The 22,379-nt window shown below is 72.7% G+C and carries 16 protein-coding genes; 11 read left to right on the plus strand and 5 right to left on the minus strand.

Translation table 11 applies throughout. From position 1 onward, the window contains the following. The first annotated feature begins 143 nt into the window (after positions 1-143). From fbaA to ACFYOY_RS06500, 9 genes are all read left to right on the plus strand, one after another. A complete protein-coding gene (gene fbaA, locus ACFYOY_RS06460; RefSeq protein WP_351883247.1) occupies positions 144-1,166 on the plus strand; it encodes a class II fructose-bisphosphate aldolase in 1,023 nt (340 codons plus the stop codon). A gap of 249 nt (positions 1,167-1,415) precedes the next feature. Then, entirely contained in the window at positions 1,416-3,053 is a 1,638-nt protein-coding gene (locus tag ACFYOY_RS06465) for an MFS transporter (protein WP_351883245.1), read from the plus strand. 117 nt (positions 3,054-3,170) lie between these two features. Next, positions 3,171-3,584 (plus strand): DUF3151 domain-containing protein, encoded by a 414-nt coding sequence (locus tag ACFYOY_RS06470; protein ID WP_078642619.1) that lies wholly within the window; start codon positions 3,171-3,173, stop codon positions 3,582-3,584. Between the two features lie 195 nt (positions 3,585-3,779). Then, on the plus strand, positions 3,780-4,742 hold the full coding sequence (locus ACFYOY_RS06475) for a tryptophan 2,3-dioxygenase family protein (protein WP_351883243.1): 963 nt from the start codon (positions 3,780-3,782) through the stop codon (positions 4,740-4,742). Between the two features lie 370 nt (positions 4,743-5,112). Beyond that, positions 5,113-6,306, plus strand: a complete 1,194-nt coding sequence (gene kynU, locus ACFYOY_RS06480; protein WP_388585300.1) for a kynureninase — start codon at positions 5,113-5,115, stop codon at positions 6,304-6,306. Between the two features lie 3 nt (positions 6,307-6,309). Beyond that, a complete protein-coding gene (locus ACFYOY_RS06485) occupies positions 6,310-7,185 on the plus strand; it encodes an alpha/beta hydrolase (RefSeq protein ID WP_351883239.1) in 876 nt (291 codons plus the stop codon). 389 nt (positions 7,186-7,574) lie between these two features. Further along, entirely contained in the window at positions 7,575-8,984 is a 1,410-nt protein-coding gene (locus tag ACFYOY_RS06490) for a sensor histidine kinase (RefSeq protein ID WP_388585189.1), read from the plus strand. Then, complete coding sequence (locus ACFYOY_RS06495; RefSeq protein WP_351883235.1) at positions 8,981-9,673, plus strand: response regulator transcription factor; 693 nt, start codon at positions 8,981-8,983, stop codon at positions 9,671-9,673. Before ACFYOY_RS06490 ends, ACFYOY_RS06495 begins: the two co-directional genes overlap by 4 nt. Before the next feature lie 152 nt (positions 9,674-9,825). Next, on the plus strand, positions 9,826-11,052 hold the full coding sequence (locus ACFYOY_RS06500) for a cytochrome P450 (protein ID WP_388585192.1): 1,227 nt from the start codon (positions 9,826-9,828) through the stop codon (positions 11,050-11,052). 131 nt (positions 11,053-11,183) lie between these two features. On the opposite strand, the gene ACFYOY_RS06505 is transcribed toward ACFYOY_RS06500, so the two are convergent. Then, positions 11,184-12,836 (minus strand): ABC transporter permease, encoded by a 1,653-nt coding sequence (locus ACFYOY_RS06505; RefSeq protein WP_388585194.1) that lies wholly within the window; start codon positions 12,834-12,836, stop codon positions 11,184-11,186. Beyond that, entirely contained in the window at positions 12,833-13,750 is a 918-nt protein-coding gene (locus ACFYOY_RS06510) for an ABC transporter ATP-binding protein (protein WP_351883229.1), read from the minus strand. The genes ACFYOY_RS06505 and ACFYOY_RS06510 overlap by 4 nt, the downstream gene beginning before the upstream one ends. 101 nt (positions 13,751-13,851) lie before the next feature. Here ACFYOY_RS06510 and ACFYOY_RS06515 point away from each other — a divergent pair, with 101 nt between their 5' ends. Next, a complete protein-coding gene (locus tag ACFYOY_RS06515; protein WP_351883874.1) occupies positions 13,852-14,379 on the plus strand; it encodes a MarR family transcriptional regulator in 528 nt (175 codons plus the stop codon). Positions 14,380-14,594: 215 nt separating this feature from the next. Here ACFYOY_RS06515 and ACFYOY_RS06520 read toward each other — a convergent pair whose 3' ends face one another. Next, positions 14,595-15,620 (minus strand): hypothetical protein, encoded by a 1,026-nt coding sequence (locus ACFYOY_RS06520; RefSeq protein ID WP_351883872.1) that lies wholly within the window; start codon positions 15,618-15,620, stop codon positions 14,595-14,597. Between the two features lie 214 nt (positions 15,621-15,834). On the opposite strand from ACFYOY_RS06520, the gene ACFYOY_RS06525 reads away from it, so the two are divergent. Further along, on the plus strand, positions 15,835-17,118 hold the full coding sequence (locus ACFYOY_RS06525; protein ID WP_351883227.1) for an adenylosuccinate synthase: 1,284 nt from the start codon (positions 15,835-15,837) through the stop codon (positions 17,116-17,118). A gap of 63 nt (positions 17,119-17,181) precedes the next feature. Here the strand turns inward: ACFYOY_RS06525 and ACFYOY_RS06530 are convergent, their stop codons facing one another. Together ACFYOY_RS06530 and ACFYOY_RS06535 are read right to left on the minus strand one after the other, a co-directional pair. Further along, positions 17,182-18,990 carry a DUF4328 domain-containing protein gene (locus ACFYOY_RS06530; protein WP_351883225.1) on the minus strand — a complete coding sequence of 603 codons (1,809 nt, stop codon included), beginning with the start codon at positions 18,988-18,990 and terminating at the stop codon, positions 17,182-17,184. 51 nt (positions 18,991-19,041) lie between these two features. Further along, the gene (locus ACFYOY_RS06535; protein WP_388585198.1) at positions 19,042-22,236 is read right to left on the minus strand and encodes a protein kinase; all 3,195 of its coding nucleotides are present in this window, start codon (positions 22,234-22,236) and stop codon (positions 19,042-19,044) included. Positions 22,237-22,379 lie beyond the last annotated feature (143 nt).

Genomic DNA, 22,379 nt, shown 5'->3' on the forward strand with positions numbered 1-22,379 from the left:
TGAAACCACCCACCCCCGTCCGTGTGGTCTCCGCGTGCGCCGTGTGGAGCAATCGACGGAGTCTGGGATTATGGCCCCGACGATGACGTCGCCCCTAGGTCAGGGCCAAGTACGACTAACCCGCACATACAAGGAGCGGTCAGATGCCCATCGCATCCCCTGAGATCTACAACGAGATGCTCGACCGGGCGAAGGCAGGCAAGTTCGCCTACCCCGCGATCAACGTGACCTCGACGCAGACTCTGCACGCCGCCCTCCGCGGCTTCGCCGAGGCGGAGAGCGACGGCATCGTCCAGATCTCCACCGGTGGTGCCGAGTTCCTGGGTGGCCAGTACAGCAAGGACATGGTGACCGGTGCGGTCGGCCTTGCGGAGTTCGCGCATGTCGTCGCCGAGAAGTACCCGGTGAACATCGCCCTCCACACCGACCACTGCCCGAAGGACAAGCTGGACGGCTATGTCCGTCCGCTGCTCAAGATCTCCCAGGAGCGCGTCGCCAACGGTCAGAACCCGCTGTTCCAGTCCCACATGTGGGACGGCTCCGCCGAGACGCTCGACGACAACCTCCGCATCGCGCGGGAGCTGCTCGCCGAGGCGGTCAAGGCCAAGATCATCCTCGAGGTCGAGATCACCCCGACCGGTGGCGAGGAGGACGGCGTCACCCACGAGATCAACGACAAGCTGTACACGACGGTCGACGACGCCCTGCGCACCGCCGAGGCCATCGGCCTGGGCGACAAGGGCCGCTACCTGCTGGCCGCCTCGTTCGGCAACGTCCACGGCGTCTACAAGCCGGGCAATGTCGTCCTCCGCCCGGAGCTGCTGCGTGAGCTCCAGGACGGCGTCGCCGCCAAGTACGGCAAGCAGGACCCGTTCTTCTTCGTCTTCCACGGCGGCTCCGGCTCCACGGAGGAGGAGATCCGCACCGCGCTGGAGAACGGTGTGGTGAAGATGAACCTCGACACGGACACCCAGTACGCCTTCACCCGCCCGATCGCGGACCACATGTTCCGCAACTACGACGGGGTGCTGAAGGTCGACGGCGAGGTCGGCAACAAGAAGCAGTACGACCCGCGGAGCTGGGGCAAGCTGGCCGAGAAGGGGATGTCGGAGCGGGTCACCCAGGCTTGCGCGAACCTTCGGTCCACGGGGACGAAGCTGAAGTAGTTCGTTCTCCGGCTCGCTCGTACGGGCCCGGGGGCTCGCCTTCGCGGCGAGCCGCCGGGCCCGTTCGCGTCGCGGATGCCGGTGGTGGGCAATCGTTCCCCGGAGGGGGCACCTCCCAGCGGTAGCTGGGGGAGGAACGGGTGGGCACAACCGGCCACCGGGCTGCACCCGGCTTCGAGCCTCAAGGGGAACGGCAGGCGCCGCACCCGCGGGCTGGCCTCGTACGGGCAATACGAGGATGATCCAGGTATGGGTGGCGCCACGCCCGGAGCGGGTCGCGCTCCGGGTAAGGGTCAGCCGGTCAGGCTTTCCGTGCCGGCCGGGCGGTGGCTGGTGTTCACCACCGTGCTGGGCTCCGCCATGGCCCTGCTCGACAGCACCGTCGTCAATGTCGCCCTGCCGCGCATCGGGCTCGACCTGGGTGCCGACCTCCCCGTACTGCAGTGGACCGTCAACGCCTACATGCTCACCCTCGCCGGGCTGATCCTGCTCGGCGGGGCGCTCGGGGACCGGTTCGGGCGGCGGCGGGTGTTCGTCACCGGGGTGGTGTGGTTCTCGCTGGCCTCGCTGGCGTGCGGACTGGCGCCGAACGCCGGGGTACTCATCGCCGCGCGTGCGCTGCAGGGCATCGGCGGGGCGCTGCTCACCCCCGGGTCGCTCGCGCTGATCCAGTCGGTGATCCACCGCGACGACCGGGCACGGGCGATCGGGCTGTGGTCCGGCTTCGGCGGCGTCGGGGCGGCGATCGGGCCGTTCCTCGGCGGCTGGCTGGTGGACGGGCCCGGCTGGCGCTGGGTCTTCTTCATCAATGTGCCGCTGGCGGCGGTGTGCGTGCCGGTCGCTTTGCGCCATGTACCGGAGACCAGCAATCCGCGGGCGCACGGCCGGTTCGACGTCCTCGGCGCCCTGTTGGGGGCGGCGACCCTCGGCCTGATCACCTATGCGCTGATCGCCGCGCCGCAGAAGGGCGCCTCGCCCGCCGTGGTGGTTCCGGCCGTCGCCGGGCTGGCGCTGGGGGTGGTCTTCGTCGCCGTGGAGCGCAGGCGGCGCGAGCCGATGCTGCCGCTCTCCATCTTCTCCTCCCACCAGTTCAGCGCCGTCAACGCGGTGACCCTGTGCGTCTACGCGGCCTTCGGCGGCTTCTTCTTCCTCTCGGTGCTCGACCTTCAGGTGGTCGTGGGCTACTCCGCGCTCGCCGCCGGTACCGCGCTGCTGCCCACGACCACGCTGATGCTGCTGCTGTCGGCCCGTTCGGGAGAGCTGGGCAAGCGCATCGGCCCGCGGATCCCGCTGACCGTGGGCCCGCTGCTGTGCGCGGCGGGGATGCTGCTGATGACCCGGGCCGGGGTGGGGGCGGTCTACTGGCAGGACATCCTGCCCGCGCTGCTGGTGCTGGGCATGGGCATGGTGGTGGTGGTCGCCCCGCTCACCGCGACCGTCCTGGCCTCGGTGGACGTCGCCCGCGCGGGTCTGGCCAGCGGCGTCAACAACGCGGCGGCCCGCGCGGCGGGGCTGATCGCGGTGGCGGCGCTGCCGCTGCTCGCGGGGATGGGCCCGGAGGCGTACCGGTCGGCGGACGCGTTCGGGGACACCTTCCGGCGGGCGATGCCGATCTGTGCCGGGGTGCTGGTGCTGGGGGCGATCCTCGCCTGGCGCACGGTGCGCTCGGATGCCCTGGAGCAGGCGGGCGAGGAGGCGGGTGCGGAGCCGGAGGGGGCCGAGGCCGCGGCGCGCAGGGAGCGAGCCGAGGGTGCCGTGCCGGCGTCGGCGGGGCGTGCCGAGGGCGCCGCGCGGCCGACGAGGCCGCCGTGTCGCCCCGAGTGCGCCTACCACTGCAGTGTGTCCGCGCCGCCCCTGGATCCGGGTGAGACAAGCTCCGACACCTGACCCGTGCCCTCTTCACCCCTCTTCGCGCCGGACGCGCCCCTGGACGTGCCCCTCGATCCGCGGACCACGTGGCTTGAGCGTGTCGGGTGGGGCCCCGGACCAGGCAGACTGGAACCCATGGCCATTCACGAGAACCTGCTCGGGGGACCGCCCCCGACCCATCTGCCCGACGACCCGGAGCCACGGGAGCTGCTCGCCTCCGGCGCGGCCCCGTCCGAGGTCGCCGCGAAGTACCCGGCCTCCTCGCTCGCCTGGGCCCAGCTCGCCGACGAGGCGTTCGAGGCCGGCCGGGTGGTCGAGTCCTACGCGTACGCCCGGACCGGCTACCACCGTGGACTCGATGCCCTGCGCCGCAGCGGCTGGAAGGGCCACGGTCCCGTGCCCTTCGAGCACGAGCCCAACCGTGGCTTCCTGCGCGCTCTGCACGCGCTCGCGCGCGCCGCGCAGTCCATCGGCGAGCAGGAGGAGTACGAGCGCTGCTCGACCTTCCTGCGCGAGAGCTCCCCGACCGCGGCGGACACGCTCTCCTGAGACGTAACGAGGCGTACCGGGCCCGTGGGGTGTCGTACGCCCCACGGGCCCCTTCCGTACTTGCCGATCGTCCGTGCGGCGCGGATGATGCGGTGCGGGGCCCCTTCGGCTGTGGGCCCCGAGGGGACCGGGGCTCCGAGACCGAAAGGATGGGGCGGACCGCTACCCGGTAGCGAGCAGTACTCAGGAGATGCGATGTCGCAGCAGCCTGTCCCTGACCACGCCGCCCCGGCCCAGGCCGCCCCAGGCGGGACCCCTCAAGGCCGGACCGCCCCAGGCGGGACCACACCGAGTAGCGCCGCCCCGGGCCGGACCGCTCCGAGCGGGACCGCACCGGGCGGGGTCGAGCTCGAGGCCCCCCATCTGGACTTCGACGGCACCACCCCGTACGAGGACTACGTCCAGGCGTCCGTGCTCACCCACCTCCAGCGTCCCCTCTCCGACGACCCCGGCGAGATGGTGTTCCTGGTGACCACCCAGGTCATGGAGCTGTGGTTCACCGTGATCGTCCATGAGTGGCACACCGCCGCGCAGGCGCTGCGCGAGGACGATCTGCCCACGGCGATGGCCGCGCTCCAGCGCTCGGCCTACGAGCTGGAGTCGCTCAACGCCTCCTGGACGCCGCTGGCCCATCTCACCCCCGGCCAGTTCAACGCGTACCGCTCCGCGCTCGGCGAGGGCTCCGGCTTCCAGTCGGCGATGTACCGGCGGCTGGAGTTCCTGCTCGGCGAGAAGTCCGCGTCCATGCTCGTCCCGCACCGGGGCGCGCCGCGGGTCCACGCCGAGCTGGAGAAGGCGCTGACCGAGCCCAGCCTCTACGACGAGGTGCTGCGCCATCTCGCCCGCCGCGGCCTCGCCGTCCCGGCGGCCGTGCTGGACCGCGATCCCGCCCTGCGCTATGAACCCGATCCGGGAGTGGAGCGGGTCTGGGAGGAGATCTACTCCGGCCCGCGCGAGGATGAGCTGGTCCGGCTCGGCGAGGCGCTCACCGAAGTCGCCGAGCTGGTGTGGCGCTGGCGCAACGACCACCTGGTGGCGACCCGGCGGGCGATGGGTGCCAAGACGGGGACCGGCGGCTCGGCCGGGGTCGCCTGGCTGGAGAAGCGCGCGGGCAAGACGGTCTTCCCCGAGCTGTGGACGGCGCGCAGCCATGTCTGACGCGACGATCCGCACGGAGTCGGCGGGCGCCGCGCCGAGGAGTGCCGAGTCCGGGGCGACAAGGGCTGAACCGACCGGCACCGGGTCGACTGCGGCCGGGTCGACTGCGGCCGAGCCGACTGCGGCCGAGTCGTCCGGTACGGAGTCGACCGGCACCGAGATCGGGGCGGCCGGCACCGAGATCGGGGCGGCCGGTACCGAGGCCGGGGCGGCCGGTACCGAGGCCGGGGCGGCCGGTACCGCGTCGACTGGGCCCGAGCCGACTGGGCCCGAGCCGACCGGCGTCCAGCCCGGCGCAGCCGAGGCTGGCGCAGCCGCGCCTGGCGCGGCCGAGCGCCCTCCCGCCGAGCCCCGTCAGCCCCGGACCGCGCTGAGCGACGAGGCCGCCACGCTCGACGCGGCCGACCAACTGCGCGCCAAGCGCGACGCGTTCACCCTCGACGAGGTGATCTACCTCGACGGCAACTCGCTGGGCGCGCTGCCGCGTGCCGTCCCGCCCCGCCTGGCCGATGTGGTCGCCCGCGAATGGGGCGAGCTGCGCATCCGCTCCTGGGAGGAGAGCGGCTGGTGGACCGCGCCGGAGCGGATCGGTGACCGCGTCGGCCGGCTCGTCGGCGCCGCCCCCGGCCAGGTCGTGGTGGGCGACTCGACGAGCGTGAACGTCTTCAAGGCGGTCGTCGCGGCCGTACGGATCGCCCAGGAGCGCGGCGCCCACCGCGATCAGATCCTGGTCGACGAGACCACCTTCCCCACCGACGGCTATATCGCCGAGTCCGCCGCCCGGATGACCGGCTGCACCCTGCGGCCGGTGGCCGCGGGCGACATGCCCACGGCCGTGGGCGCGCGCACCGCCGTCGCGCTCGTCAACCACGTGGACTACCGCACCGGCCGCCTCCACGACCTGCCCGGGACCACGGCCGCCGTGCACGCGGCGGGCGGGCTCGTCGTGTGGGACCTGTGCCACAGCGCGGGCGCCCTGCCGGTCGGGCTGGACGCCCACGGGGTCGACCTCGCGGTCGGCTGCACGTACAAATACCTCAACGGCGGGCCCGGCGCGCCCGCGTATCTGTACGTCGCCCGTGCGCATCAGCCCCGCTTCGACTCGCCGCTGCCCGGCTGGAACTCGCATGCCGACCCCTTCGGCATGGCCGCCGCCTACACGCCGGCCGATGGCTCGGCCCGCGGCCGCGTCGGCACCCCGGACATCCTCTCGATGCTGGCGCTGGAGGCCGCCCTCGAGGTGTGGGACGACGTGACGATCGAGGACGTCAGGGCCAAGAGCCTGGCCCTGACGGACTTCTTCCTCCGCTGCGTCGAGGACTATGTCCCGGCCGGTCGCGTCCAGTCCGTCACTCCCGCCGCACACGCCGAGCGCGGCAGCCAGGTGGCGCTGCGGTGTGCGGACGCGGGGGAGGTGATGGCGGAGCTGACGCGGCGCGGTGTCGTGGGCGACTTCCGCCGCCCCGATGTGCTGCGCTTCGGCTTCACCCCGCTGTACACGGGCTTCGCCGAGGTGGAGCGGGCGGCGCGGGTGCTGGCCGACGTGCTGCCGAAGGAGGGCTGACCGATGGGCGGGGCAGCGGCCGAGGAGACGTCGGTCCTGGGGCTCACACCCGTGGCTCCGGACCGGACCGCCGCGTACGGCGAACACCCGGACCAGGTGGCGGACTTCTACCTTCCGTCCAGACCGCGCGGGGCCGTCCGCCCCGCCCCGCTGGTCCTCCTCTTCCACGGCGGCGCCTGGCGCGCCCCCTACGACCGCCGCCATGTGTCGCCTTTCGCCGCCTTCCTGGCGGGGCGGGGGCTCGCGGTGGCGTCGGTCGAATACCGCCGGGGCGGGACGGACCCCGCGCGGGCGGGGCGGTGGCCGGAGACGTTCGACGACATCGCGGCCGCCGTGGACACCCTGCCGAGCCTCACCCGGGAGCTCGGGCTCCCCGGGGTCGACCCGGACCGCGTGGTGCTCACCGGGCACTCCGCGGGCGGGCACGCCGTGCTGTGGGCGGCGGCCCGGCATCGGCTGCCGTCCGGCACTCCCTGGCATCTGTCCTCCCCCTCCCCGCTCCGCGGTGTCGTCGCCCTCGCCCCCATCGCGGACCTCGCCACGGCCCGTGCGCTGGACGTCTGCTCCGGCGCCGTCGGCGAACTCCTCGGTGAAGTTCGCGGCGACGGCGATGAACTGACGGCCCGGCTCGCCCTCGTCGACCCCGCCGCGCTGCTGCCCACCGCGATCCCCACCACCATCGTGCAGGGCGGCACCGACATCGACGTGCCACCGGCGGTCGCGGACGCCTTCGCGACGGCCGCGACCCGCGCCGGGCAGGACGTCCGGCTGGTCAGAACGGAGGGCGGCCACTTCCCACCCATTGACCCCACCAGGCCCGTCGCCCACACCGTCGCCGAGGAGATCGCCCACGTGGCCGGGACAGGCCCGGCAAGGTAGCCACCGGAGGCACCTCAACCACGCCCGACCGCAGCGCGCCCGGCCGGGCCCGACCGCAGCGCGCCCGGCCGGGCCCGACCGCAGCGCGCCCGGCCGCGCAGCACCACAGCGCACCTGGCGCCTGCCACCGGCCCGCGCCCGGCCGCGTAGTGCCGAGCGGCAATTGGGCGTGTTGTTCCGGGGGCGCATCTGGCCGCGTGGTGTCGGGGGCGTACACGGCCGCGTGGTGTCGGGGCGCACCTGGCCGGGTAAGGGGTGCACCCGGCCACGCCCCCACCGCAGCGCACCCGGCCGCCTGACACCGTCGCACGCCCCGCCGCGTAGTCCTTGCGACGGATGCCGCACAATCCACATTCTCGGGGACGACGGCGCCGCAGGCGCTCTCTACCGTGGACGGCGTGACCCAGACGATTCCGCGGACCGAACTCCGCACCATCCGCAGGGCGTTCTCCGATCTGCGGAAGGACTTGATCACCGGCGCCTTCGCCCTCCGCCCGGTGCCGCCGCTGGCCGCCACGCATCCGCTGGTGCGGCACATGCCCCGGTCGGTGCGGCCGTACGCGCCGTGGTTGCCGCAGACCGCGATTGTGGCCTTCGTCTTCTATCTCATGACCGTGGCGGGCGAGACCGAGGGCGTAGGGCTGGCCCTGCTCAGCGGTGTGCCGCTGTTGCTGGCGCTTTACCGGCCGATCGGCGCCTGGTGGCTGTCGTTCGCGGCGAGCGTCGTCTGGGGCCTGGGCATCGCCGACACGTACGGGGGGAGCTTGTGGCCCTGGCCGACGACCCTCTTCGCGTCGCACATCGCGGTGATGGTGATCGTCGCGACCCAGAACCGCCCGCGTGTGGCCGGGCGGATGCTGCTGCTCACGGCCGGGTTCGGGTTCGCCTGTGAACTCGGTATCAACGCGCGGCCCACGAACGCCTTTCCCATGGTGGTCGCCTCCTGCGTCATCGTGGGCGCCGTCGTCGCCCGGCGCAGTCTGCGCGAGACCAAGGAGCAGGTCGCCGTGCAGCAGTCGGCCACCTACGAGGAGCGCTCCCGCCGCACTCTGCTGGAGGAGCGCGCCACCATCGCCCGCGAGTTGCACGATGTCGTCGCGCACCACATGTCCGTGATCGCCATCCAGGCGGAGGCGGCGCCCTACCGGGTGGCGAACCCGCCCGAGGAGCTGGCCACCAGCTTCGCGACCATCCGCGAGAACGCGGTCGCCGCGCTCACCGAACTCCGCCGCGTCCTCGGTGTCGTTCGCGCCGACGACCCCGAGGCCTGCGCCGACGCCGACCCCGAGGCGCCCCAGCCCACCCTCGCCACGCTCGACACGCTCTTCGCGGGGGTCCGGGCGGCGGGGCTGACCGTCGAGCATGTCATCACCGGGGCCGTCCGCCCGCTGCCCTCCGGTGTGGAGCTGTCCGCCTACCGGATCGTCCAGGAGGCGCTGTCCAACGCGCTGCGCCACGCCCCCGGCTCCACCGCCCGCGTCGAGATCGCGTACGTCCTCGGCGGTCTGGGCCTGCGGATCGTCAACGGCCCGCCCACCCGGCCCGTACAGCCCTCGCCGGGCATGGGCCATGGGCTGCTCGGGATGCGGGAGCGCGTGGCGATGCTGAACGGGGAGATGACGGCGGGAACGGTGGAGGAGGACGGCGGCTACGAGGTCGCGGTCTTCATCCCGGCCGCGGCGCTTCCCGAAGCGGAGGTGTCCGGGTCGTCCGGGCCCTCCGGACCCGAGGCGTCCGGACCGGCGGCATCGGGGCTGACGAAGGGACCCGCCCCGGAGGGGGAGACGATGAAGCCATGACGACCGATGTCACCCCTCCCATCCGCGTGCTGATCGCCGACGACCAGGTGATGGTCCGCGAGGGCTTCTCCGTGCTGCTGAACGCCCAGCCCGATATCGAGGTCGTCGGCGAGGCGGTCGACGGGCGCCAGGCCATCGCGCAGGTCGCCGCTCTGCGCCCCGACGTCGTTCTGATGGACATCCGGATGCCGGAGCTCAACGGCCTCGAGGCCACCCGGGAGATCGTCGCGGCGGACGCGGACGCCAAGGTGCTCGTCCTGACCACCTTCGACCTGGACGAATACGTCTACCAGGCGTTGCGCTCCGGAGCGAGCGGCTTCCTGCTCAAGGATGCCTCCGCCCGTCAGCTCGGCGAGGCGGTACGCGTCGTCGCGGCGGGCGAGGCGCTGCTCGCCCCGACCGTCACCAAGCGTCTGATCACCACCTTCTCGCGGATCGGGGAGGCCGCCGGGCTCGGTGGTCCGCTTCCCTCCCCGCAGGGGCGGCTGGCCGCGCTGACCGAGCGGGAGAACGAGGTCCTGGTGCTGGTCGCCCAGGGCTGCTCCAACGCCGAGATCGCCGAGCGGCTGATCGTCGCCGAGTCGACGGTGAAGACGCATGTCAGCCGGATCCTGGTGAAGCTGGGGCTGCGCGACCGCACCCAGGCGGCGGTGTTCGCGTACGAGGCCCGCCTGGTGACCCCTGGCTGAGGAGGCCCCCGGAGGCTGCGCGGGCCCCGGAGGCTGAGCAGGCCCCGAGGGCGAGCAGGCCCCGGAGGTTGGGCATGCCGCCAGAGGGTGAGCAGGCACCCGAGGCTGACCATGCCCTGGAGGCCGCGGGGCCCCGGCGGTACCGTCCGGGCATGAGCAGCAGCAGTGCGGAAGCCCCCGCCTTCGACCCGTGGCGGCCGTCGTTCGTCGCGGACCCGTATCCGGCGTACGCCGCGCTGCGCGAGCGCGGCCGTGCGCACTGGTTCGAGCCTTCCCGCCAGTGGCTGATCCCGCGGCATGCGGATGTCAGCGCCCTGCTGCGGGACCGCCGGCTCGGCCGCACCTATCTGCACCGCTTCAGCCATGCGGAATTCGGCCGCACCGCGCCGCCGCCCGAGCACGAGCCGTTCCACACCCTCAACGACCACGGCATGCTCGATCTCGAACCGCCGGACCACACCCGGCTGCGGCGGCTCGTCTCCAAGGCGTTCACCCCGCGGACCGTCGAGGCGCTGGTGCCGACGATCCGCCGGTTCGCGGACGAACTCGTCGACTCCCTCGTCGCCTCGGGCGGCGGCGATCTCATCGCGGCGGTCGCCGAACCGCTGCCGGTCGCCGTCATCGCCGAGATGCTCGGCATTCCGCAGGCCGACCGCCCCGCGCTGCGGCCCTGGTCGGCGGAGATCTGCGGGATGTACGAGCTGGGCCCGAGCGAGGAGACGGCGCGCCGGGCGGTGCGCGCGTCCCTCGAATTCTCCGGCTATCTGCGCGAGTTGATCGACGCGCGCCGCAAGACCCCGGGGGACGATCTGATCAGTGGGCTCATCGCCGCGCATGACGAGGGCGACCGGCTCACCGAGCAGGAGATGATCTCCACCTGTGTGCTGTTGCTCAACGCGGGCCATGAGGCCACGGTCAACTCCACCGGCAACGGCTGGTGGGCGCTCTTCCGCCACCCCGAGCAGCTCGCCCGGCTCCGCGCCGACCCGGACGCGCTGCTGCCCACCGCCGTGGACGAACTCCTGCGCTTCGACACCCCGCTGCAGCTCTTCGAGCGCTGGGTGCTGGAGGACATCGAGGTCGACGGCACGGTCATCCCGCGCGGTAGCGAGGTCGCCCTGCTCTTCGGCTCGGCCAACCGCGACCCGGCCCGCTTCGACCGCCCCGACACCCTCGATCTCTCCCGTGCCGACAACCCCCATGTCGGCTTCGGCGCCGGGATCCACTACTGCCTCGGTGCCCCGCTGGCCCGTCTGGAGCTCGCGGCCTCCTTCGGCGCGCTGCTCCGGAAGGCGCCCGGCATGCGGCTGGTCAAGGAGCCGGAGCCGCAGGCGAACTTCGTGATCCGCGGGTTGCGGGAGCTGCTGGTCGAGCTCTGAGCGGACGCCGGCGGCCGGACGGCAGACACGCAGACAGCAGCCGGCAAACAGCGCAGACGAAAGGGCCCCCTGTTGTCCACAGGCTGTGGATAACAGGGGGCGGTTGCCGGGATGTGGTGGGCCGACGGGGGTCAGCCGCCGATATCACGGCGGCGCAGACCCACCAGTCCTCCGGCGGCGAGAACGACCGACAGGAGCAGCAGCCACAGGAAGGGTGCGGCCGTCACCTCGTCGCCCGGCAGCTTCGGCAGGTGACTGAAGGGTGAGGTGTTCATGACGGAATCGGACAGTTCCAGCGCCGGGCCCATCCAGCCCAGGGCGACCACCCAGCCGACGAAAGCCCAGGCCGCGGCCGAATACTTCGGCAACACGCCCACGAGGAAGACCGTCACGCTGGTGAGCACCCACAGCGCCGGGAGCTGGGCGAGGGCGGCGCCCATGCAGCGGCCGAGCTGGTCGGCCAGATCGCCCGCCGCGATGCCGTAGCCCATGCCGAGCGCCAGACCGCCGATGGCGAGGATGACGACCGGGCCGAGGTAGGCGATGACCAGATGGCTCCCGGCCCAGCGCAGCCGGCTCACGGCGTTGGACAGCAGGGGCTCGGCGCGCTGGTCGGTCTCCTCGCTGCGCAGCCGCAGCACGGAGCTGGCGGTGTAGACGGCGAGGATGGTGCCGAGGACGCCGACCATGGCGGCCAGGAACGCGTCGTTGAGCCCCTGGGCGCCGCCCATCCGCTGGATGATGTCGCGGGTCTGGTCGCTGTCGCCGAGGAAGTCGTCGGCACCGTCGGAGATGGATCCGAAGATGGCGCCCGCGAAGACGAAGCCCGCTGCCCAGCCGAGCAGGGCACCGCGCTGCAGCCGCCAGCCCAGGCCGTACACGCCGTTCAGCAGCGGGCCCGCGGCCGGCGGGCCGGGACGGCTGGCGTAGAAGCTGGCGCCCACGTCGCGACGGCCCGCGAGGGAATACGCGAGGCTGATCGAGGCCGCGGCGAGCACGGCGATCAGCAGCAGCGGCCACCACCGCTCGCCCCCGTACGGCCGGGCGTACTCGGCCCAGCCCAGCGGCGAGAGCCAGACCAGGACGTGGCCGGAGCCCTTGGTGCCGTCCTCGGCGGCGTCACCCGCCATGCGCAGCACGAAGGCGACGCCGACCGCGGCGGAGCTCAGGCCCCGGGCCAGCCGTGCGTTCTCCGTGAGCTGGGCGGCGACGGCGGCCAGACCGCCGAAGGCCATACCGGACAGGCCGACGGCGAGGCCGAGCGCGAGCGCGCCGGTGCCGCCCTGGCCCGCGAGGCCGCCCGCGATGAGCAGGGTCACCGCGCCGTTGGCGATGCCCACGGCGAGCAGGGCCGAGGTGAGACCGGCGCGGCGGCCGACCATGCCGGCGGAGAGCGCCTCCTGACGGCCGGTCTCCTCCTCCTCACGGGTGTGCCGGATCACGATGAGCAGGCTCATGATCGCGGCGAACACCGTAAGGAAGGCACCCACGCGCCAGACCGTGAGCGCGCCGAGCGAGTCGTCGAAGGCGGCGCCGAACAGGGCCCGTGTCGAGCCGTTCCCGTTCATGTCCTGGACGAGGTCGGCGCGCCGGGCGGGGGTGTCGTACGCGCTCTTCAAGCGGCCGACGGTGCTGCTGGCCGTGAGCCCCAGGCACAGCACCCACACCGGCATCATGATCCGGTCGCGGCGCAGGGCGAGCCGCAACAGCGTGCCCGTGCCGGCCAGATCACGGGCCGATCCGCGGGCGCGGGGGGAGACCCGGGCGTCGGCTACGGCGGTCATCGGACGATCGCCTCGGCTTCCGTGTGCGAGATGTCGTCCTGGTAGTGGCGGAGGAAGAGCTCTTCCAGGGTGGGCGGGGTGGAGATGAGGCTGCGCACCCCGGCCTGGGTGAGCTGTCGCAGCACGGCGTCCATCTTGTCGGTGTCGACCTGGAGCTTGACCTGGCGGCCCTGGATGTCCACGTTGTGCACGCCGGGGAGGCCGGACAGGCCGTTCGGCTCTCCGGCGAGCTCGGCGGTCACCGACGTACGGGTCAGATGGCGCAGCTCGGTGAGGGTGCCGGACTCCACCCGCCTGCCCTTGCGGATGATGCTCACTCTCCGGCAGAGCGCCTCGACCTCGCTGAGGATGTGGCTGGAGAGCAGCACCGTGCGACCGCGGTCGCGCTCCTCGGCGACGCACTCGCGGAAGACCTCCTCCATGAGGGGGTCGAGCCCGGACGTCGGCTCGTCGAGGATCAGCAGCTCCACTTCGGATGCGAACGCGGCGACCAGGGCGACCTTCTGCCGGTTGCCCTTGGAGTACGTACGGCCCTTCTTGGTGGGGTCGAGCTCGAACCGCTCCAGGAGCTCGGCGCGGCGCGCGGAGTCCAGCCCGCCGCGCAGCCGTCCGTACAGGTCGATGACCTCTCCGCCACTCAGGTTGCGCCACAGGGTGACGTCCCCGGGGACGTAGGCGATGTGGCGGTGGAGGTCGACCGCGTCGTGCCAGGGGTCCTTGCCGAGCATCTGCACCGCGCCGGAGTCGGCGCGGAGCAGACCGAGGAGGACCCGGATGGTGGTGGACTTCCCGGCGCCGTTGGGCCCGAGGAAGCCATGGACCTCACCTGCCTCGACTTCGAGGTCGAGGCCGTCCAACGCGTGGGTCCGGCCGAAGGATTTGTGGAGGCCGGACACGGAGATTGCCGTTTTCATGATTTCGAAGCTACGCTAATTTCACAAAATTGTGAAGTTAAGGAACAATATAAACTTATGATGATGTGACGAAGAGAGGAGATGATGAAGCGGTGAGGGAGATGATCGAACCGGAGGACGCGGCCGGTGACGCGCGCGACGAAGCGGCGGTGTCCAGGTTCGTCGAGCGGTTCGCGGCCGATCTGGCCGAGGCCGGTATGCAGCGCATGGCGGCGCGGGTCTTCGCGGCGCTTCTCGTCTCCGACGCCGGGGCTCTCACCTCCGCCGAGCTCGCCGAGCAGCTGCGGATCAGCCCGGCCGCGGTCTCGGGCGCGATCCGCTATCTGGCCCAGGTGGACATGGTGGTGCGCGAGCGCGAGCCGGGCTCCCGCCGCGATCGCTACCGGCTCTACAGCGAGGTCTGGTACGAGACCCTGACCCGCCGCGACCAGATGATGGCCCGCTGGGAGAGCACCATGCGGGACGGGGTGAAGGTGCTCGGCCCGGGCACTCCGGCAGGGCTGCGGATCACCGAGACCGCCGACTTCTTCGAGTTCGTCCAGCAGGAGCTGCCCAAGATGCTGGAGCGCTGGCGCGCCCACCAGGCCGCGGACCGCGCCGCCGAGGCGCGCGAGGCGGAAGCGGGTTAGCGGCCGGGGCGGCGGCGCGAGCGCTGCACCCGGGGGTGCCGGGCCGGGGGGCGCAGTGCCCGGGGACGGGTCGCCGGGCGGTCCCGCCCGGCGCCGGATGCGGTCGCCTGCGGCCGCGCGCCAATGGCGGTCGCGTGCGGCCCGGCGCCGGTGGCCGTCGTGTCCGGCCCGGCGCGGGTGTCGCGCCGGCCGTCCGGTGGCGGCGCGAGTGGGGCTCAAGGGCGGTGGGGCAGCATCAGAGACCACGCCTCCGCCAGGACCGTCCAGGTGCGGCTGCGCACCGGGCCCCGGATCAGCGCGTCCGCGTGGTAGCGGAAGTCCGGGCCGGAGACGGTGACGGCCCGCGCCCGGGTGCGCAGCGGACCGTCCGCCGCGTGCGGATGGACGACGACCTCGGCCAGCCCGCCGCCCGGTGTGGCCGTCGACACCGACACCCGCTCCACCGGCCGGTCCATATCGGTCAGCAGCACCCCGTCCGCCTCGATCCGCAGCCGCTGCGGCGGCGGATGCGCCGGTCGCCGGGGGCCGCCGGCCAGCCCGATCACGGGGAGCGAGAGCAGCGTCAGCGCGGTGCGGGCGGTGCGGGCCGCCGGGGTCCACCACGGCCGGTTGCCGTCGTCGTCCGGATCGTGGCCGGGCGGGCCCTCGCCGTGCCCGCCGTGCCCGCCGTCCTCCCCGTCTTCCTCGGCCCGGCGGCGGTCGCGGTCGCAGGGATCGCAGCGGCAGTCCCGGCCCCTCGCCCCGCCGTCGTACGGGCCCGGGTCGTGCCCATCCGGCCCGGCCGCCCCGCCGCAGCCACCGCCCGGCGTCCCGTGCGCACCGTAAGGAGCGCGTCCGGAGGGGATCCGCAGGCCACCGAGGACCACCCCGCCGCTCTCGTCCACCAGCAGATCACGCGGGTGCACCGTTCCGTCGAGGACCGTACGGGCCGCGGCGACCGCGTCCGTCGGCACGCCGAGCGAATGGGCCAGGGCGACCGTCGCGGAGCCGCCGACCGGGACCACCGACAGCGTCGCGTCCGCCAGCTCCCGCCGCCGGTGGAGCAGCTCCACCATCCGCAGCAGGGCGCGGTCGTCGCCCACCAGCACCGGTCGGCGGGCGCCCCGGCGGGCCAGTGCCCGCTCGACTTCCTCCGGGCCGTCCGGCAGGCAGATTTTCGTCTGCGCGCCCGCACAGAGCACATCTTTCGCGATCCGCACCGACTCCCCGTCCGTTCGCCGGGCGTTGGGGTCGATGACCATGAGCAGCGGGCGCCCCCGGACGGTGTCCGGCACAGGGGGCCGGGGATCTGGAGCCGACACCTCGGTCCTTCCTCAGGTAATCTCTCGGTGCAAGAGCCCCTGTCGCTGTTGCGCCAGGGGCTTCGTCTATCCGGGGCACCGGTTCGACGGCTCTTGTGGTGGCGCACGTCACCATGCACGTTGGACATGCCCCGCCCGGAAGGGGTGTACGCCTGTGCCCGCACTTGTGCTGCTCGGTGCTCAGTGGGGTGACGAGGGCAAGGGAAAGGCCACCGATCTGCTCGGCGGCTCCGTCGATTATGTAGTGCGCTACCAGGGCGGTAACAACGCCGGTCACACCGTGGTGGTGGGCGACCAGAAGTACGCGCTGCATCTCCTCCCGTCCGGAATCCTGTCGCCCGGGTGCACCCCGGTCATCGGCAACGGTGTCGTCGTGGACCCTTCGGTCCTGCTCTCCGAGCTGAGCGGACTGGATGAGCGCGGCGTCGACACATCCAAGCTGCTGATCAGCGGTAACGCCCATCTGATCACGCCGTATCACACGACCCTCGACAAGGTGTCGGAACGCTTCCTCGGCAAGCGGAAGATCGGCACCACCGGCCGCGGCATCGGCCCGGCCTACGCGGACAAGATCAACCGTGTGGGCATCCGGGTCCAGGACCTCTTCGACGAGTCGATCCTGCGCCAGAAGGTAGAGGCGGCCCTGGACTACAAGAACCAGGTACTGGCCAAGCTCTACAACCGCCGTGCCATCGCGGTCGACCAGGTCGTCGAGGAGCTGCTGGGCTACGCGGACCCGCTCAGCGGCTATGTCGCCGACACCACCCTGCTCCTCAACAACGCCATCGACCAGGGCCAGGTCGTCCTCTTCGAGGGCGGCCAGGGCACGCTGCTGGACGTCGACCACGGCACGTATCCCTTCGTCACCTCCTCCAACCCGACCGCGGGCGGCGCCTGCACCGGCACCGGAGTGGGCCCGACGAAGATCAACCGCGTGATCGGCATCCTGAAGGCGTACACCACCCGCGTCGGCGCGGGCCCGTTCCCCACCGAGCTCCTCGACGACGACGGCGAGAAGCTGCGCACCATCGGCGGCGAGCGTGGCGTGACCACCGGGCGCGACCGGCGCTGCGGCTGGTTCGACGCGGTCATCGCGCGCTATGCGACCCGGGTCAACGGCCTGACCGACTTCTTCCTCACCAAGCTGGACGTGCTCACCGGCTGGGAGCGGATCCCGGTGTGCGTCGCCTACGAGATCGACGGCAAGCGGGTCGAGGAGCTGCCCTACAGCCAGACCGACTTCCACCACGCCAAGCCGATCTACGAGACCCTGCCGGGCTGGTCGGAGGACATCACCCAGGCCAAGACCTTCGACGACCTGCCGAAGAACGCGCAGAAGTACGTCCAGGCGCTGGAGGAGATGTCGGGCGCCCCGATCTCGGCGATCGGCGTCGGACCCGGCCGCGACGAGACCATCCAGATCAACTCGTTCCTCTGACCCTCGACGGGAGAGCGGCCCGCGCGCCGGCGTCATCACGCCGCGGGCGGGCCGTCGGCGTCACTACGCCGCGGGCGGGCCGAACACCCCGGCGGGCTGCTGCGCCTGACCGACGGGGGCCGTGGCCCGCCGCTCCTGCATCTTGGTGATCCGCCGCACCACCGCGATGGCCAGCAGCGCCGTCAGGATGCCGATGACGTCGTCGGCGATGCTGACGGCGACCCTGGGCCGCTGTTCCCGGATGTTGTCGCCGACGACCTCGCTGATCCCGTTCACCGGGAACATCAGGAACATGATCACGAAGAACGTCCACCACCAGTGCAGCACCCCGCGTCCGCGACGCCCGGGCCCCGGAGGAGTGCTGGAGGTCCAGATGTCGTTGGCGATCTGCTTGGGGAGCCACAGCTGGGCGATCGGGATGAACCAGGCGCCCACGGCGTAGCCGCTGCCGAACCGCTGCCGGCCGGGGTTGAGCACCGTGGAGTTGATGTAGGCGGTCCGGAACCAGACCAGCCACAGCACGACGAGCACGAGCGCGGCGACACCGGTGCCGCTGTCCATCGCTTCGACGTCGCTCTTCTTGCTGTAGAGCATGTCGTCGGTGACCGTGCCGGAGTCGAGCGCGAAGTACGTGTCGAGCAGCGAGATGTTCAGCGCCATGTCGAGCAGCGTCAGCACCAGCCAGATGCCGAACATGCTCATCAAAGCGGTGGCCAGACCCCGTATCGGCTTCAGCCTGGTGCCCTGGGCGGGATAGCCCACTGGTGTCTGATAGCCGCCCTGCCAGGGCTGGGTGGGTGGAGGCACCTGGTACGCGGGCCCGGCCGCATGCGCGTGGGGTGTCGCGTACGCCGACGGCGAGCCGTACGCGGAGGGGCCGGGCGGGGTGTGCGGGGCGGCCTGCGGGTGGCCGTACGCCGACGGGCCCTGCTGCGGCGCCATGGCGTCCGGCTGAGCGTTCTCGGCCTCCACCTCCAGCAGCTGCAGCGCGTCCCGCCCGAGCCGGGCGAGCAGCCCGCCCGGCAGCCAGGGCTCGCCGTCGTCGGTCACCGGGTGGGTGGCGGCGATCAGCTCGTCCACCGAGGGCCGCTTGGCCGGGTCCTTGTGCAGGCACGCGGTGACCAGCCCGCGCGCCCCCTCGGGGAGCCCCACCAGATCGGGCTCCTCCTGGGCTATTCGGTACATCAGCGCGTGGATCCCGCTGTCCACGTTGCCGAACGGCTGACGTCCGGTGGCGGCGAAGGCGAGCACCGAGCCCAGGCAGAAGACATCGCTCGCGGCGGTGACCGGCTCGCCGCGCACCTGCTCGGGTGACATGAACCCGGGAGAGCCGACGACCGCGCCGGTCATCGTCAGATTGCCGCCCGTGGTGGAACCCACGGTGTCCAAGGCGCGCGCGATGCCGAAGTCGATGACGCGCGGACCGTCGATGGTGATGAGGATGTTGGACGGCTTGAGGTCGCGGTGGATCAGCCCGGCGCCGTGGATGTCGCGCAGCGCGAGAGCCAGTCCGTTCGCCAGAATCCGCAGCGAGCGCTCGGGGAGCGCCCCGAAGTCCTCGGCGACGACGCTGTGCAGGGACGGACCGCCGATGTAGCCGGTGGCCACCCAGGGCACCTCGGCGTCGGTGTCGGCGTCGAGCACGGGGGCGGTCCACTGGCCGCCGACCCGTGTGGCGGCCTCCACCTCCCGCTTGAAGCGGCCGCGGAAGTCGGGCTGTCGTGCGAGTTCGGCCTGTACGAGCTTCACTGCGACGGTGCGGCCGCGGGCGGAGCGGGCGAGATACACCCGGCCCATTCCGCCCTCGCCAAGCTTGCCGAGCAGCCGGTACTCGCCGATCCACCGCGGGTCCTGGGCCCCGAGGTTCTCCATCGCGGTGTGGCTCCTGTCCCTGTGCCGATAGTCCCTGCGCCGATCGGCCGATCAGTCGAGGCGGGTGAACGTCTGTGTCATCGTCTCATCGCTGTAATCGTCCGGGTCGTCATACTCGACACGCAGCTTGTCATGTCCGGAAGACGTGAACGTCAGTGACGTGCCGGGCCCACAGAGATTCTTAGGGGTACCACCGGTGAACTTCGAGGGGCTCAGGACGAGACCCTTCTCCACCGAGGCCAGGACCCGGTCACCCTCGCAGTGGTACTTCTTACTGTCCGCGACCTCCTGGGCCACCGCGGTGCCGATCGCGCCCTGTTTGATGGTGATTTTCAGCGTGGCGTCGGGCTTCCCGAACGCGTCCTTCGCCAGCCAAGTGCCCTCGTACGAGGAGGGGATCGGCTTGCCGCCGCTCTTCGAGGGGCGCAGCGTCGCCTCGTAGGAGCCGTCGGTGGTGCTCCAGGCGAGGGTGCCGTCGTTGCCTATCCGCAGGGTCTGCTCGCCGACCGTGCTGCAACTGTCCTCGGGGATGCTGGTGGTGACCTCGTCGTCCTCGATGAGGAGCAGGCTGTCGGCCGACTTGAGCTTGGCCGAGTCCTGGCAGAACGAGTCCGAGTCGGAGGTCAGGGTCTCGGCGACGAACGCGCCGACCGGCCCCTGGGAGAGGACGATCCGGCGGATCTTGCCGGTGGACGAGCCGCTCTCCTTGATCTCGCCCTCCCAGGCGCCCAGATACTCGGTGGGCACGTCGCCGGTCGTGTCCAGCTTGGTCGCGGACGGATCAGGCGCGCCGGAACCACCGGTGGGCGCCTTGGAGTTGGCGCCATCGGGGTTATTGGGCGGGGTGTGGGTCATCTTGTCGTAGTCGGTCTTGGCCTTGTCGCCCTTGTCGTCGTTCCCCTTGACCACGGCGAGGGCGGCGACCCCGGCGATGAGCAGCGTGGCGACGGCGGCCGAGATGACGATGAGCGTCTTACGGCGCCGTTTGGGCTGCGGCGCCTGCGGCGAGCCGCCGCCGGGGCCGCCTTGCCTGCCGGGTCCGCCTGGTCCACCTGGTCCACCGGGCGCGGCCGGTGCGCTCGGACCGCTGGGGCCGAAGCCGACGGAGGGCGTGGCGGCGGCCGCCTGGCCTGGGGACGGGGCGGGCCCGAACGAGGTGACGGCGGGCGGCCCGAAGGCATGCGGCGGCGTCTGCGGCTCGCCGTCCGCGCCGGGCTGCGGCGGTGTGGCGTGGGGCGGGTAGCCGTACGCCGGGGCGGCGTAGGGGGAGGCGGAACCGGGCGAGTTGGGCGCGGCGGGGGCCGCTCCCGCGTGAGGTGGGGTGGCGCTTCCGGGTGTGGCGTGGGGCGGCGCGCCCTGTGGCGGTGTGGCGCTCCCGGGGGTGCCCTGCGCGCCGCTTGCCTGCGGCGCGGCGTGGGGCGCGGCGCTCTGTGACCCGGCGCCGCCGGGTGAGTTGGGCGACGCGGCTGCCGCGTCACCCGTTCCGGCGTGCGGTGGTGTGGGGTGTCCGGGTGCGCCCTGGCCTTCGCCCGCCTGTGGTCCGGCGGAGGAGGGCGCGCCCTTCTGCGACCCGCCCGGCGTCGCGGCAGGGCCCTGGCTTCCACCGGCCGGGGACGCGTCCGCCTGCCTTGGGTCTGCCTGCCCCGCGCCTGCCTGCGGGGCCCCGCGGCCCGGCGCGGCACCACCGGGCGTGCTGGGCGACGCGGCGGATCCCCCCGCCGCGCCCGCCTGCGCCGCGCCCGCCGAAGGCGTGGCGCCCTGCGGCCCGGCGGCTGCCCCGCCCGGCGCTGCGGCGGGGTGGCCTGTGGCCTCCTGGTGCGCGGCGGCCTGCTGCGGCCCGCCCTGCCCCGGCCCGCCGTGGCCCGAACCGGCTTGCGCGCCGTCGCCCGACGGCGAGGCAGCTTGCGGTCCGGCGGCCTGCGGCCCGGCGGCCGGGTCCGAGCTGCCCTGGTCCCCGCCCGCCTGCGGTGTGGCGCCGTACGGCGCGGCAGGGTGCCCGCCGGGGGTCTCGGGCCCGGCGGCCTGTCCCGCGCCCGCCTGCGGCGCGGCGGCGTTCGGTCCGGCGGCGTGCCCACCCGGATGGGCCGTGCCGCCCTGCGCCGCGCCTGCCGAAGGAGGCGCGGACGGAGCCGGGGGGAGCGGCGCGCCCGCCTGGGGCGCGGCCGACGGGAGCGGCGGTGTGGTGGGCGGCGGGGGTGTGGGGGGCTCCGCCGGAGCCAGCGGGTACGACGTGGCCGACGGCGGCGCGGAGGGCGGCGGCGGGACGGCGGGCCCCGCCGCCCCGGCCAGGGGCGGCACGGCCGGCCGCGCGGGCGTTCCCGGCACGGGGGGCACCCCCGGCCCCGCGGGCGTCTCGACCTCCAGGAGCTGCACCGCATGCCGTCCGAGCTGGGCGACGAGTCCGCCCGGCAGCCACGGTTCGCCGTCGTCGTCCGCACCGGCCGTACGCTCCAGCAGCGCCTCCAGCGAGGGCCGGTCGTCCGGGGCCTTCTTCAGACAGTCGGTGACCAGCTCGCGCAGCCCCTCCGGCAGCCCCTCCAGGTCGGCTTCCTCCTGTGCGATGCGGTACATGACCGCGTGCACACCGCTGTTGGCCGTGCCGAAGGGCTGACGGCCGGTTGCCGCGTAGGCGAGCACCGAGCCGAGGCAGAAGACATCGCTGGCCGGGGTGACCCGCTCGCCGCGCACCTGCTCGGGCGACATGAAACCAGGCGAACCGACGACGGCGCCGCTGCGCGTGAGGATGCCGTCGGTGACGGTCTCCAGCGCCCGCGCGATGCCGAAGTCGATGACGCGCGGACCGTCGATGGTGACCAGGACGTTGGAGGGTTTGAGGTCGCGGTGGACCAGACCGGCGTCGTGGATGTCGCGCAGGGCCTGTGTGAGGCCGTGGGCCAGGATGCGGACGGTCCGCTCGGGCAGGCGGCCCGACTCGGAGACGATCGCGTGCAGGGAGGGACCGGCGATATAGCCGGTGGCGACCCATGGGGTGGCGGCCTCGGTGTCGGCGTCCAGCACCGGCGCGGTCCACGCGCCCCCGACCCGCTGCGCGGCCCGTACCTCCTGTTTGAACCGCCGCCGGAATTCGGCCTGTTGGGCGAGCTCTGTCTGGACGAGCTTCACCGCCACCGTACGGCCGCGCGATGAATGAGCCAGGAACACCCGGCCCATGCCACCCGCGCCAAGGCGCCGGAGCAGCCGGTACTCACCGATCCATCGAGGGTCCTCGGCCCCCAGGTCTTCCATGCGTCGATCGCCCCTTCCCCGTGAATCCCCCTGATCAGCCCCTTGGAGAGAATAAAGGCGGCTGAGAGCGAAGTGGACGACGCGGACGATCCGTTATCGGTTCCGTATCCGTCCTGTGTCACTCCAGGGCCGGGGAGCGAAAT

The sequence above is a fragment of the Streptomyces sp. NPDC007875 genome (assembly GCF_042868035.1).
In the GTDB taxonomy this organism is placed as follows: Bacteria; Actinomycetota; Actinomycetes; order Streptomycetales; family Streptomycetaceae; genus Streptomyces; species Streptomyces antimycoticus.

Bases quoted from the DNA above. Each gene is read 5' to 3' on its own strand.
- ACFYOY_RS06485 (WP_351883239.1), top strand. From the start codon at position 6,310: ATGGGCGGGGCAGCGGCCGAGGAGACGTCGGTCCTGGGGCTCACACCC.
- ACFYOY_RS06475 (WP_351883243.1), top strand. From the start codon at position 3,780: ATGTCGCAGCAGCCTGTCCCTGACCACGCCGCCCCGGCCCAGGCCGCC.
- ACFYOY_RS06505 (WP_388585194.1), bottom strand. From the start codon at position 12,836: ATGACCGCCGTAGCCGACGCCCGGGTCTCCCCCCGCGCCCGCGGATCG.
- ACFYOY_RS06520 (WP_351883872.1), bottom strand. From the start codon at position 15,620: ATGGTCATCGACCCCAACGCCCGGCGAACGGACGGGGAGTCGGTGCGG.
- ACFYOY_RS06470 (WP_078642619.1), top strand. From the start codon at position 3,171: ATGGCCATTCACGAGAACCTGCTCGGGGGACCGCCCCCGACCCATCTG.
- ACFYOY_RS06535 (WP_388585198.1), bottom strand. From the start codon at position 22,236: ATGGAAGACCTGGGGGCCGAGGACCCTCGATGGATCGGTGAGTACCGG.
- ACFYOY_RS06515 (WP_351883874.1), top strand. From the start codon at position 13,852: ATGATCGAACCGGAGGACGCGGCCGGTGACGCGCGCGACGAAGCGGCG.
- fbaA (WP_351883247.1), top strand. From the start codon at position 144: ATGCCCATCGCATCCCCTGAGATCTACAACGAGATGCTCGACCGGGCG.
- ACFYOY_RS06500 (WP_388585192.1), top strand. From the start codon at position 9,826: ATGAGCAGCAGCAGTGCGGAAGCCCCCGCCTTCGACCCGTGGCGGCCG.
- ACFYOY_RS06465 (WP_351883245.1), top strand. From the start codon at position 1,416: ATGGGTGGCGCCACGCCCGGAGCGGGTCGCGCTCCGGGTAAGGGTCAG.
- ACFYOY_RS06510 (WP_351883229.1), bottom strand. From the start codon at position 13,750: ATGAAAACGGCAATCTCCGTGTCCGGCCTCCACAAATCCTTCGGCCGG.
- ACFYOY_RS06495 (WP_351883235.1), top strand. From the start codon at position 8,981: ATGACGACCGATGTCACCCCTCCCATCCGCGTGCTGATCGCCGACGAC.
- ACFYOY_RS06530 (WP_351883225.1), bottom strand. From the start codon at position 18,990: ATGGAGAACCTCGGGGCCCAGGACCCGCGGTGGATCGGCGAGTACCGG.